At 62.6% G+C, this 12,353-nt stretch carries 10 protein-coding genes; 6 read left to right on the plus strand and 4 right to left on the minus strand.

What is annotated here, in order from left to right; translation table 11 throughout:
* Genes AC1DE1_RS10730 through AC1DE1_RS10740 form a run of 3 tightly spaced genes read left to right on the plus strand, consistent with a single transcriptional unit; the run spans position 1 to position 4,629 of the window.
* Entirely contained in the window at positions 1 to 2,709 is a 2,709-nt protein-coding gene (locus AC1DE1_RS10730) for a glycosyl hydrolase 2 galactose-binding domain-containing protein (protein WP_477176415.1), read from the plus strand.
* A 16-nt stretch (positions 2,710 to 2,725) separates the two neighbouring features.
* Positions 2,726 to 3,733 carry a LacI family DNA-binding transcriptional regulator gene (locus AC1DE1_RS10735; RefSeq protein ID WP_441603614.1) on the plus strand — a complete coding sequence of 336 codons (1,008 nt, stop codon included), beginning with the start codon at positions 2,726 to 2,728 and terminating at the stop codon, positions 3,731 to 3,733.
* Between the two features lie 50 nt (positions 3,734 to 3,783).
* On the plus strand, positions 3,784 to 4,629 hold the full coding sequence (locus AC1DE1_RS10740) for a sulfotransferase family protein (RefSeq protein ID WP_477176414.1): 846 nt from the start codon (positions 3,784 to 3,786) through the stop codon (positions 4,627 to 4,629).
* A gap of 71 nt (positions 4,630 to 4,700) precedes the next feature.
* On the opposite strand, the gene AC1DE1_RS10745 is transcribed toward AC1DE1_RS10740, so the two are convergent.
* On the minus strand, positions 4,701 to 5,294 hold the full coding sequence (locus AC1DE1_RS10745; RefSeq protein ID WP_477176413.1) for a TMEM175 family protein: 594 nt from the start codon (positions 5,292 to 5,294) through the stop codon (positions 4,701 to 4,703).
* 335 nt (positions 5,295 to 5,629) lie between these two features.
* Here AC1DE1_RS10745 and AC1DE1_RS10750 point away from each other — a divergent pair, with 335 nt between their 5' ends.
* Positions 5,630 to 6,496 carry a PP2C family protein-serine/threonine phosphatase gene (locus AC1DE1_RS10750; RefSeq protein ID WP_477176412.1) on the plus strand — a complete coding sequence of 289 codons (867 nt, stop codon included), beginning with the start codon at positions 5,630 to 5,632 and terminating at the stop codon, positions 6,494 to 6,496.
* On the plus strand, positions 6,493 to 7,446 hold the full coding sequence (locus AC1DE1_RS10755) for a LysM peptidoglycan-binding domain-containing protein (RefSeq protein WP_477176411.1): 954 nt from the start codon (positions 6,493 to 6,495) through the stop codon (positions 7,444 to 7,446). Before AC1DE1_RS10750 ends, AC1DE1_RS10755 begins: the two co-directional genes overlap by 4 nt.
* Positions 7,447 to 7,470: 24 nt before the next feature.
* Here AC1DE1_RS10755 and AC1DE1_RS10760 read toward each other — a convergent pair whose 3' ends face one another.
* From AC1DE1_RS10760 to AC1DE1_RS10770, 3 genes are all read right to left on the minus strand, one after another.
* Positions 7,471 to 9,174 carry a protein kinase domain-containing protein gene (locus AC1DE1_RS10760; protein ID WP_477176410.1) on the minus strand — a complete coding sequence of 568 codons (1,704 nt, stop codon included), beginning with the start codon at positions 9,172 to 9,174 and terminating at the stop codon, positions 7,471 to 7,473.
* A complete protein-coding gene (locus tag AC1DE1_RS10765) occupies positions 9,171 to 9,701 on the minus strand; it encodes an FHA domain-containing protein (protein WP_477176409.1) in 531 nt (176 codons plus the stop codon). Before AC1DE1_RS10765 ends, AC1DE1_RS10760 begins: the two co-directional genes overlap by 4 nt.
* A 509-nt stretch (positions 9,702 to 10,210) precedes the next feature.
* On the minus strand, positions 10,211 to 10,534 hold the full coding sequence (locus tag AC1DE1_RS10770) for a hypothetical protein (protein WP_477176408.1): 324 nt from the start codon (positions 10,532 to 10,534) through the stop codon (positions 10,211 to 10,213).
* A gap of 693 nt (positions 10,535 to 11,227) precedes the next feature.
* On the opposite strand from AC1DE1_RS10770, the gene AC1DE1_RS10775 reads away from it, so the two are divergent.
* Positions 11,228 to 12,088, plus strand: a complete 861-nt coding sequence (locus AC1DE1_RS10775; RefSeq protein WP_477176407.1) for an SDR family NAD(P)-dependent oxidoreductase — start codon at positions 11,228 to 11,230, stop codon at positions 12,086 to 12,088.
* Positions 12,089 to 12,353: the final 265 nt, after the last annotated feature.

The following is a 12,353-nucleotide window of genomic DNA, read 5'->3' on the forward strand; positions in this document are numbered from 1 at the left end:
ATGCAAACTCCAGCCAGGCACACGCTGTGGATGATGGTCGCGATGGCGGCATCGGCCGCCTCGGTGGTACACGCCCAGGCGACCTACGTCCCCACCACGGTCGCCGCCGATGCGGGGTCCGTCACTTCAATCGCTCACTGGCAAATCCAGGACAGCGCGAAGGCGCAGCAAGCGGGCGCCGAGATCTCCTTGGCGGGTTACTCCACCAAGGAGTGGTACCCGGTGAGCGGCCGCGCGACCGTCATGGCCGGCTTGCTCGAGAACCACACGTTCAAGAACGATGTCTTCTACAGCGACAACATGCGCGCGGTGCAGGTGCCCGATTCCAGTGGCAACCTGTTCGTGACGCCGTGGTGGTATCGCACGCAGTTCACGCTGTCCAAGGACCTGGGTCAAAAGCACACGATGCTGCATACCAACGGCATCATCGCGAGCGCCGACCTGTGGGTGAACGGGCATCAGGTGGTCGACCACGCCGAGCTCGCCGGTGCCTATCCCGTGCACGACTTCGACGTGACGCGCTGGGTCCACGCCGGCGCCAACGTGCTCGCCATGCGCGTGCACCCGGCCGATCCGAGAACGAGCCTGTCGATCGGCTGGGTGGACTGGAACCCCACCCCGCCGGACAACAACATGGGGCCCTGGCGCGGCGTGGATATCGCGCAGACCGGACCCGTCGCGTTGAGCTCTCCGCACGTGCAATCGACGCTTTCGCCCGATCTGGCGCACGCCACGCTGGCCGTGAAAGTCAGCGCGAAGAACCTCGATACGGCGGCGCATGACGCGACGATTACCGGCACCGTGGCTGGCATTCCCATCCAGCAGACCGTGCATCTCGCGCCGGGACAAACGCAGGACGTATCACTCTCGTCCAGCACCACGCCGGGACTCGCACTGGATCACCCGAAGATCTGGTGGCCCGTCGGCATGGGCGACCATCCGCTTTACCAACTGGAGATGAGCGCCGCCGTCGATGGCGCAACCTCCGACCGCGCCACGGCAAGTTTCGGCATACGCAGCGTCAGTTCCAACCTGACCAAGCAGGGTTATCGCCAGTTCTTCATCAATGGCAAACCCCTGCTGATCCGCGGCGGCGGCTGGGCCCCGGACATGTTTCTGCGCGACGACCCCGCGCGCATGGAGGCCGAGTTCAACTATGTGCTCAATCTTGGCCTCAACACCATCCGCAGCGAAGGCAAGCTGGAGAACCAGCGTTTCTACGATCTCGCCGACCAGCACGGCATCTTGATACTCGCTGGCTGGGAGTGCTGCGACAAATGGGAATCGGCCGCCAAGACCGGCGGCTCGCCCTGGACGGCCGCTGATATGAAAGTGGCGGAAGACTCCATGGCCAGCGAGGCACGCCTGCTGCGCAACCATCCCTCGGTGATCGGCTTCCTGATCGGCAGCGACAATGCGCCCCCGCCGCCGATCGCCAAGATGTATGTCGACACGCTGCGCGCGGCGGATTGGTCCTTGCCCATCATCTCGGCGGCCGTCCCGCAGGGCACCGCCGATGCTGGTCCGTCCGGCCTGAAGATGGCCGGCCCGTACGACTGGATACCGCCGTCGTATTGGTACGCCGACAAATTGGGCGGCGCGTTCGGCTTCGATTCGGAAGTCAGCGCGGGTGCCGATATCCCGCGACTGGAAGACGTGCAGCGCATGCTGTCGCCGCAGGAGCAGGAGGCGCTGTGGAAATATCCGGAGCAGAGGCAATACCACGCCTCCGCGGACTGGTCGACGTTCGCCGTGCTCACGCCGTTCGACAACGCGCTGGCCAAGCGGTACGGCGCGCCCACGAGTCTTGCCGACTATGTTGCCAAGGCCCAGCTCGACAACTACGACAACGTGCGTGCCCAGTTCGAAGCGTTCAACGCGCACATGGATGCCGCCAATCCATCGACCGGCGTCATCTACTGGATGCTCAACAACGCGTGGCCTTCACTGCACTGGCATCTGTACGACTACTACATGAATCCCGCCGGCGCGTATTTCGGCGCCAAGAAGGCCAACGAGCTGGTGCATATCCAGTATTCGTACGACTCCAAGGCCATCGTGCTGGTGAATCAGACGCTGGATGATGTCCACGGACTGCAGGCGAACATCCGCTTACGCAACCTGGATGGCAGCGTGCGCTTCGAGAAGCACCTGCAAGACATCGACCTGGCGGGGAATCACACGCACCAGCTGGCGACACTGCCCGCGATCGCCAACCTCTCTCCCACCTACTTCATCGAGCTCGAACTTGCCGCTGCCGACGGCAAGCCGGTGAGCCGCAATGTCTACTGGCTGTCCACCCGGGCGGACGTACTCGACTGGGCGAAATCGAACTGGTATCTCACCCCGCTGACGCAGTATGGGGATCTGACCGCACTGCAGTCCTTGCCGGCCGCGACCAGCGAGATCCACGCCACCACCACGCGCGACGGCAAGGACGAGGTCACCACGATCACCCTGTCGGTGCCTGCATCGTCCAAGGCCGTGGCGCTGTTCCAGCACGTGTCGATCCGGCGTGGCGCGCATGGCGATCTTGCGCTGCCGATACGCTGGAATGACAATGACGTCACGCTCTGGCCCGGCGAGTCGATCGTGCTGACCGCGCGCTATGCATCGCAGGAAACTGTCGTACCGGTGGTCGAAGTGAGTGGATGGAACGTTCCCGCTCAAAGCGTTCCGGCTGCCATCACGCAGGGAGCAGTTCATTGAAGACGCAAAGGCTTTCATGTCGCGTGTGACCATCAACGACGTCGCCCGTGCCTCGGACACGTCGAAGAAGACCGTATCGCGCGTGCTGAACAACGAGCCGAATGTGCGCGATTCGGTACGCGACCGCGTGCTCGCCGCCGTCGCCGAACTCAACTACCGGCCGCTCACCTCGGCACGCAGCCTGGCGACGAATCGCTCATTCATGATCGGCCTGCTCTACGACAACTTGTCGCCGAGCTACATCATGGAAGTCCAGGCCGGCGTGCTGGAGGCCTGCGAGGCACGGCAATACAGCATGATGGTGCAGCCGCTGGTGTCGACGGCGCCCGATTTCGTCGAGCGCGTCGAGAGCATTCTTTCGCGGCACCAACCCGATGGGCTGATCCTGACGCCGCCCATCACCGATCATGCAAAGCTGCTCGACCATCTGCGCAAGCACGACCTGCCGTTTGCCTCGATCGCGCCGCGGCAACCCAAGGGCTGCATCGGCGTGATGCTGCGCGAGCGTGAAGCGGCGGCGGCGATGGTGGATCACCTGGTGGCCCTGGGCCATCGTCGCATCGCACACATCATCGGCGATCCCAAGCACGGCGCAGGCATCTGGCGCCTCGCCGGCTTCCGCGATGGCATGAAGCGCGCAGGCCTGGAGGAGAACCCGGCGTATATGGTGCAGGGCCAGTTTTCCTTCGAGTCCGGCGTGGCTGCAGCTCGCCGACTGCTCAAGCTCAAGCATCGGCCCACCGCCATTTTCGCGGCCGACGATGACATGGCCGTTGGTGCGATCTGGGCCGCGGCGGAGGCCGGGGTGTCGGTGCCCGGCGATATCTCCATCTGCGGCTTCGACGACACCACGATCGCGACACAGGTGTGGCCGCTGCTGACCACGGTCCACCAACCCGTACGCGACATGGGCAAGCGCGCCACTGAGGAGCTGCTGCTGCGTGTACTGGGCAAGGGAGAAGCCCGCATGGTCGAAGTCGGCTACGAGATGCGCATGCGCGCGTCGACGGCGCGCGCGCCCTGAATCGGGCACTATCCAGCAGAACCAGGCCAACGATCGAGAGGATCACCCGCATGCCAGCTACGCCAGACGCCAGCAACCCGCCGCGGAAGTTCCAATTCATTTCCGGGTTGCCGCGCGCCGGCACCACCCTGCTGGCCGCCATCCTCAATCAGAACCCGCGTTTTCGCGCCGGTATGACCAGCCCGCTGGCCGACATCATGGGCGTGGTGATCGCCGAGGCGAGCAGCAAGAACGATTTCTCCTTCGATGTCTCCGACGAGCAGCGCGTTGCGGTATTGCGCGGGCTGGTCGAGAACTTCTACTCGGTTGAAGGCGGCGCCGAGGTGGTGTTCGACACCAGCCGGCTGTGGTGCAGCCGCATGCAACTGCTCAACACGCTGTTCCCAGGCGTGAAGGTCGTCGCCTGCGTGCGCCAGCTGGCCTGGGTGCTGGACAGCATGGAGCGGCTGGTGCGCCGCCAACCGGTCAGTGTCAGCAAAGTGTTCCGTTTCGACACCAACACCACCGTGTACTCGCGCGTCGAAGCCTTGACTGATCCGCGCGGCATGGTCGGCTTCGCCTACCAGGCCACCAAGGAGGCTTTCTACGGCGAATACGCGCACGACCACCTGATGCTGCTGACCTACGAAAGCCTGGTGCGCGACCCCGCCGCCGCCGTGCGCGCGGTCTATCAATTCCTCGGCGAACCCTGGTTCGAACACGACTTCGACCACATCCAGTACAACGCCGACGAATTCGACGCCCGCGTCGGCATGCCCGGCCTGCATTCCGTCCGTCCGAAAGTGGAATCGGTGGAACGCCAGCCCATCCTGCCGCGCGAGATCTTCGGACGCTTCGCCAATGAGGCCTTCTGGATGGATCCGAAAAACAACGTCAACCAGGTGACCATTGTGTAACTGGGCGACAGCGACCCCACGAACAAAGGCCGCTTGCGCGGCCTTTGTCGTTGCTGCGAGAGGTCAATCGCTCAGGGCGCGGCGGCGTCGGCGCGCTGGAACGCATCAGGACGGCAGTACAGGATGAGGAAGGACGCCAACAAGCCGAGCCGCAACAGCGGCGGAATAATGGTTACCAGGGCGGCTATCAAAAACACGGCCAACATGATCCACGCCCTGTACCACTGCCATCGTTGCGATCGCGGATCGATGCCGTCCGGCAGGTGAGAAAAACTTTCCCGCATCAACACCATGTACGTGCCCTGCACCAGAAAAAACACCAGGGCGTAGAGCGTCAGCGGGAATGACGCCATCTCGCTTTCGGCCAGCCAGGCGGTGGTAAAGGGAATGAAGGAAATCGCAAACAGATTGGCGAAGTTCGCCAGGGCCAGGGTGCCCGTCAGATACTGCGCGTAACGAAGCGTCGCATGATGATTCAACCAGACGACGGCAATGAAGGCATAGCTCACCGCGTAACTGACCAGATCGGGCCACAGGCTGATCAATGCGGGAAGATCGTGACCGGCGGGCGCCTTGAACGCCAGAACCATCACCGTGATGATGACGGCAAAAATGCCGTCGGAAAGCGCATAAAAGCGCGCCAGCCGTTCTTTGCTCTTGGTCATGATGTCACCCAGCGACGGGTTGGTGTGGCCACTGCCGTTTCAGCTGCCGACCCCGCTTCGGGTTGCAGGCGGGCCCTATAAGGTTGCATGCAGCGCCCACTGCTCAGCAAGCTCGCCTGGCAGGTCTGCCCGAGGTCGACGAAGCGCCCGAAACGCTCCCTGGCATGACCCAATCCCCCTTATGTCCGATTGGCCTGGCAGCCCAAGGCAGCTTAAGGTTTAGCCAAGGTCACGATCGGGCTTATGGCAACGGGACCAAACGCAAATTTTCAGCGGCAAAAGTCCCGTAAGGTTTCAGCTCGCAGGACTGCGCTCAGAGGTCGGGGGGATGGGCGATGAACACGACGGTCGACTTTCACGCGATTCCGCGGGCCGCGGGTGGCCGCGCTCAAGGCGGAAGGGCAACCCAGGAAGATGACCTTATCTGCCTTCACGATTCGGCATCGTCCACCTGGCTGTTGGTGCTGGCCGATGGCATGGGTGGCGATGGCGCGGGCGAACTGGCCTCCCATGGCGTGATCCAGGCGACTCTTCGCCTGTGGGAGCAAGGTGCCTGGCGCTCCCTGCCGGGATCGCTCTTTCTCGAGACGCTTTGCCAGGAAGCGCATACCCAACTGCAGCAGCACGGCGAACATCTCGCAGCCGCGCAACCGCATTCCACCATCGTCGCGGCGCTCATTCGCGCCAGCCGGGTCTCGTGGGCACACGTCGGCGACAGTCGCCTTTATCGCTTTCGGGGAACGCGTCTGATCGGTCGCACCGAAGACCACAGCCTCGGGCAACTGAAATTGCAACGCGGGGAACTGACCGAAGGCGAGCTGGCCAACGATCCCGACCAGCATAAACTCCTGCGTGGACTGGGAGGGCCGCAACCTCCGGTCGTCGAACACGGCTTCGCTGAGCTGGACGGCGATCAGACTTTTGTCCTTTGCAGCGATGGGGTATGGGAGCAACTCACGACCGAGGAGCTGGCATCCCTCTCGCAGCGGCGTGACCAGCATGAGGCCTTGAAGGAAGCCTTGGCCACGGCGGTTGAGCGCGGCGGCCGCGACGGCGACAACGTCGCCCTGATTTTCGCCCACGCAAGCGGTGAAGGCCGCTTGCGGCGGTACCGGAACAAACTTTGGTCTGCGATGCAGCGTACCGTCGCCTTTGGGCAGCGAGCCGCTGAGCAGACCGCAACCAGAGATAGCGAAACATGAGCCTGGCTCGATCGACTGAAACCATGCACCCGATGCTTTGGCGTACGCTGCAGGTAGCGCTTTGCATGGCCCTGCTTGCCATGACCGGTTGCGCCCAGATCGGCAACCTCCGGTCCAAAGCGAGCAGCTCCGCCAACAGCAGCAGCGGCGCCGCGTCGCCGACGGCCAATCACGAGGCTGCAACCGGCGACAACGAGTCGCTTTCGTTGAATGCCATAACCAATACTTACTTTCTGCGCGGTCGCTACGCGGAAGGCGAGCAGAGCTTGCGGCAGTATCTGGCGAAATACCCGACCGACCACACGGCACAAATCCTGTTGCGGCAGCTCACGGTCGATCCGAACACGGCCCTTGGTAAACAGTCGCGCCCGTACGTCGTGCAAGCCGGGGACTCTTACGGCACATTGGCCGCTCGCAGCCTGGGGGATTCCGATCTATTCCTGCTGCTGGCTCGCTATAACGGGTCGACCAATCCCTCGTCGTTGCACGCGGGTGAGACCATCCGCCTGCCCCAATCGCCGTTGCGGGCCTCGTGGTCTTCGGATACGGCGCCGGCCAAAACCAATACGCCCAGTCGCAGCGCGGCGCCCACCGCGCCGGTCGCCACCACCGAAGCTGCACCCGCAGGCGAGTCGCCTGCCTCCAAGGCGCAACGCCTGCAACTGGAAAGTGTGGCCTTGTCGCAGCAGGGAAAGAACGCTCAGGCATTGACGCGACTGGACCAGGCGCTGACCATCGACCCGCATTTGAAGCCCGCAGGAAACCAGGCGCTGAGAGAGCAATTGGTCAGCTCCTATCACGAGCGCGCGGTAGTGCTGTATCGCGACCAGAAGCTCGACCAGGCGATTGCCTTGTGGGACCGCGTCCTCGCGATTGACCCCAACTACGAGCGCGCCGTGATCTACCGGGCGAGAGCCGTTGAACTGCAGCATCGCCTCAAGCAGCTGTAACGCGCGCCTCCCCGCCGCGTGGGTCTATCGATCCTCTTTGGCCGCTGACGGCGACATGACCACCGTTGGCTGCCTCGCCGGACTTGCCGCGACGGCAGGGGATGCCGAAGCATCGTTGCGATGCCGCGCCTCCAGGGCACTGCTCATCTGATTGAAGGCGACGAACAGGCGACCCAGTTCATCGTGGCGAACCAGGCGGATGCGCTGGCTGAAGTCGCCGCGGCCAACCTGCACCAGGGAATCCCCCAGCATGCCAAGCAAGGCCAGCGGCTGTCGGAACAGCCAATAAGCCGCGCCAACCAGCGCCATCAAGGTGATGACGAGCACCCCCACGATGACCCAGAACGTCGTGCGCTCGGCCTCGAGCAGGGGCGCCTTGCTGACGCCCAGGCGCAATTCGCCGACGGCCTTGGCCTGATAACGAATAGGCACGTCGAACAACAGCAAGTCATCGCCATGGGAGTCTGCATCGACGCGGCCAACGTAACGTTCCACCTCGCCGGCCAAGGTCTGCTTTTCGGCATCGAGCTTGGGCAATGTCCTGCCGACATCCCCCGGTTGCGTGCTCGCCACCACCGCGCCCTCTCGATTGGCAATGGCGAGGTATTGGATCTGCTGGTTGTTTGCGATGTCCTGCACCAGGGCCCGGGTGGCGGGGTCATCGCCCAGCAACAGGTTCTCGGCTGCCTCACTTGCGACCATGCGACCCAGCGAACCGCCAAAGTCGGTGGCGAGCCCCGTTACCGCGCCATGCTGCTTGGCATAGATCACCGCCAGGCCCAGCAGCAGCACCAGGCATAGCGTGGCGCCCAGGGCGCCAATCCAACGCAGGCGCAGCGAGATGATGCGCGTGGCCAGCGGCGACTCATGCGATCGCTCGTGCTCCCGGCGCGCCAACCGCAGATCGTTGATGACTTCGGCGCCGCTCTGGTAACGCGCCTCGGGCGCCGGCGCGAGCAGAGTCCGCACGATGCCCGCGAGCATCGACGGTATCGTCGGATCGACGGGCACCATCGCAGGTAATGGCTGACGCTGCCGCTCCCTGATCAGGCGCTTGAGATCGTCGGTTTCCGGCCATGGCAATTTGCCGGTGAGCAGCCAGTACAGCACGACGCCAAGCGAAAAAAGGTCGCTGCGTGCATCGGCACGCTCGCCACGCAAGCGTTCCGGCGCCATATAGGCGGGCGTACCGCCGATCTGCCTGGCCTGGCCTTGCCTGATGCTGTTGACGGGTCTGCGCTCGGCGATGCCAAAGTCACTGAGCTTGGCGCAATGCCAATTCTCCGAGAGCATGATGTTCTCAGGCTTGACGTCGTGATGGATGACGCCCTGCCCGTGCGCATAGTCCAGCGCCGATGCCACTTGTGACGCCAGCTCGATGATCACCGCCAGCGGCGGCAATCCTTCTTGCGCGACGCGGCTTGCCAGCGTCTCGCCCGAAAGCCTTTCCATCGCGATGTATTTGCGGCCGTCGTCCGTTTCGCCGGTATCAAAGATCGTGACGATATTGGGATGCACCAGGTGGCCGGATGCGCGCGCCTCCCGCAAGAACCGAACCATCAATCTCGGGTCAGTCGCCACATTGCGATGCAGGCATTTGATCGCCACCGGCCGGTCGATGCCGGGATCAAAACCGGCGTACACCACCGCCATCGCGCCCTCGCCGAGCACACCGTCGATCCGGTAGCGCCCGATGGAGCGCGGTCGCATGCGCTCGACCGTACTCATGCGCTCAACAACCACCAGGCCGCACCGCCCAGCGCCGCCAGCACCACCACGGCCAGCGCGAACCGTCCGACGGGACCGAGCCTGGACGCGCCAGGCTCCCGCGTCAGAAACACAAACTCCGACTGTCCAAAACGAATGCGATCGCCATGCCGGATGGTGGCTTCGTGCACACGCTTGTTGTTGACGAACGTGCCATTGGTGGAGAGCGTGTTCATCACCACGTAATGGCCTTGCTGGTTCATCACCCACGCATGGGTCGAAGAAACGCTCGGGTCGCAGATGACGATATCGTTCTCGCCGCCCCGCCCGATGGTTTGCCGACCAGCTCGCAACGTAAAGCGACGCCCCTTGAGCGCCGCACTGGTGCCTTCGAGCACGGGCTCGTGGACGCTGACGCCGCCATCGGACGCAAAGCCTGCCTCGACGGCGAGCCGGCTCAGCTCGTCAGCGGAAAAAAGCCGCGTCCCCTGGGGGCCCGATGAGCGTTTCCCGGTGGCCGGCAATGAACTGTAGCTACGGTTTTCCATCAAGCGCCCAGGGGTGAAGTCAATCAGTCCATCATAGCCAAGCCATCGGTCGTTCCTGCGCAAACTTGACTGCTCATTCGCGCCAAAGCGGCCCTTTCGCGAGGCTGACACAGAAAAGGGACCAACCCGCCAACAACCACCGACACTCTCGTACCACCAAGTATTCGGGTAACGAGAAGCTCATCACAACGCATGAAAGGGGCCAATCGGCACCGCCTATTTTGATGAACCGGTGGTCGATTGCCTCGCGATTCCCGCCGCCTTGCCTGCGCCCCCCGTGATCGGGAACGCCCGCAATGGGCGACACGTCGGTTGCGCCGGGATAGTTCTCCGCCCTCGCCCGACCGCCTACTGGCCAGTCGTTCTACGTAGGCCTGAATAGTCCATCCGTGGGGTTTGTTCGAAATCCGGTATGGCGTACGCAGAGTCGCGTGCCCAGGAATCAAGCACTGCGCTTGTCCATCCTCGTCGTTGCGTCAGATCGATTTGAGGATGGAAGCGGACGTCCGCTAGCCGCCCCTGGCTAGATACAAGAACGTAGCGGGCGCATAAACAAGAGTCGCCAGACCAAGTGCACTGGCAGTCAGCACCGCCCACCTCAGTCGCTTTACCGTCGCCTCAATGTCCCCGGGGACGGGACTACGAAATAAGGGCTTCCAGTTGAGCGGACCGATGCCGTACAAGACCACATCCATGCGCGAGGCATAGAGCGCAGCAGCAAATTCCGGATGGGCCTTGGAGATGCCGCCCCGAGCCCTCCCTGCAACCAGCATCAAGTACCACCGGCTGACGATCGCCGCGAAGCCCAACGTCATGGCAGCAGTCAAGTTCATCAGTTCCCCTTTTTACCCGACGTGCCGAACTTCAGCAGGTCGCTGATGCCTGCTTCTGGTTGCGACCTCAACGGGTCGAAACGGACATTTGAGTCGAACATATCAGAGCAGTCGTTCGGACAGCACACGAAACGGGACGCTTGGAACGAGGAAGCAAAGAGGTTTTCCCGTAGCTCCCTTCCGAGGCAGGTTTCTCCCCTGCGTCCAGAAGCCGGACCGCTTCGCGCTTGAACTCTGCGGTGAATCGTTGGCGCTTGACCATCTGACACCTCCCAGGGGATTGTCCCCTTTCAAAGGTGTCCGTCAAACTCGGGCCATCTCAGAGTGGACTTTCATCTTGTGACGAGGCCGGCGCATAAAAAAAGTGCACTCTGACCCCGGTTTCGGATCGCTTGTCGAAATAGCGTGCCCGTAGCTCTCCCGCCGCAACGGGCTCGGAGGACAGCAGCCGCCCCTGACCGATCACGCAGCGTCCTGCCTCCCGCGGTGAGTTTTGTATCGAAATGTTTCACGGCCTGATCTTTACACGTTTCAATACTTTTTGACGCCCGTCAGGACACAGCCGGGATACGTCGCCACGGTTTCCTATGCACACAGGCCAACGCCTCTCAAAAGCCGTCGCCGAAACGCTCCAAGGCGTTCTTTCAAACATCACTAAATGCGTGCCCTCTCAGGCAAGCAATGGAGTACTTCATGTCAAAAGTTTGGCTGGTAACGGGAAGTGCAAGCGGTTTAGGTCGTGACATCGTCGAGGCGGCCTGCGCGGCCGGCCACAAGGTTCTCGCTACGGCGCGAAACACGGCCCCGCTTGCCGAGTTGTGCAATCGATACGGCGCGAACATCCTGACAGCRCAACTCGACGTCACTGATGAAGCTCAGGCACAGGCGTCCGTCGCCCTGGCAGTTGAGCGTTTTGGACGCCTTGATGTTCTGGTGAACAACGCCGGCTACGGTGACGTTCGGCCTTTTGAGGAAACCAGCTCGTCTGATTTCAAGAAACTGGTCGATACCGTCTTCTATGGTGTCGTCAATCTGACGCGCGCCGCTCTGCCGGTGATGCGCACGCAGCGTAACGGAACGATCATGCAGATCTCCTCGGTGGGAGGACGCATTGGCACCGCCGGCTCGGCGTCGTACCACGCGGCGAAATGGGCGGTGAGTGGGTTCACCGAGAGCCTGGCGCAAGAGACCGCACCTTTCGGGGTCAAGGTGGTCGCGCTTGAGCCCGCGGCTATTCGTACGAACTGGGGCACACGCGCGACTCAGCAGCGACCCGCGATGATGCCGGACTATGAGCCGTCTGTCGGTGCCGCCATCAAGTCCATGGAGGGCCTGTGGGGTAACGAACCCATCGATCCCGCTCGTATCGCACAGATTGTGCTTTGCCTGGCCGATGCCGAGCAGGTGCCGGCGCATCTCCTCATCGGCAGCAGCGCGCGTGACTACTACGCCATGGTAGAAGGTCAGCGCTCTAGCGAGGCCGAGCATTGGCGGGATCTCAGTAATTCTGCCGACTTCAACGCAGGATCCATTCCGCTGGTTCCTTCCGCCTGACGCTGATCGTGGCTGCCTCGCCTCGCCAGGCTATTCCGCGGTAAAGAGGACGGAGGTAGCCAAATTGTGAAAACGGGCGTCTTAACTACCTCCGCCCCATTTTTCGGAAGGTCCGCTTGGGGTCGATTGTGTTGAAAAAGTCAGTTGAATCGGCCGTCTGAAGCTGATTCACTGCCTACCCATCGGACAAGTGGACGTTGCCACGATGATGGGTCGTCAGCAAGCTGCGCAAGCACCGCTGTTCTACGCCTTCAACCTCGATGAC

Source organism: Dyella sp. 05T440 (assembly GCF_056395965.1).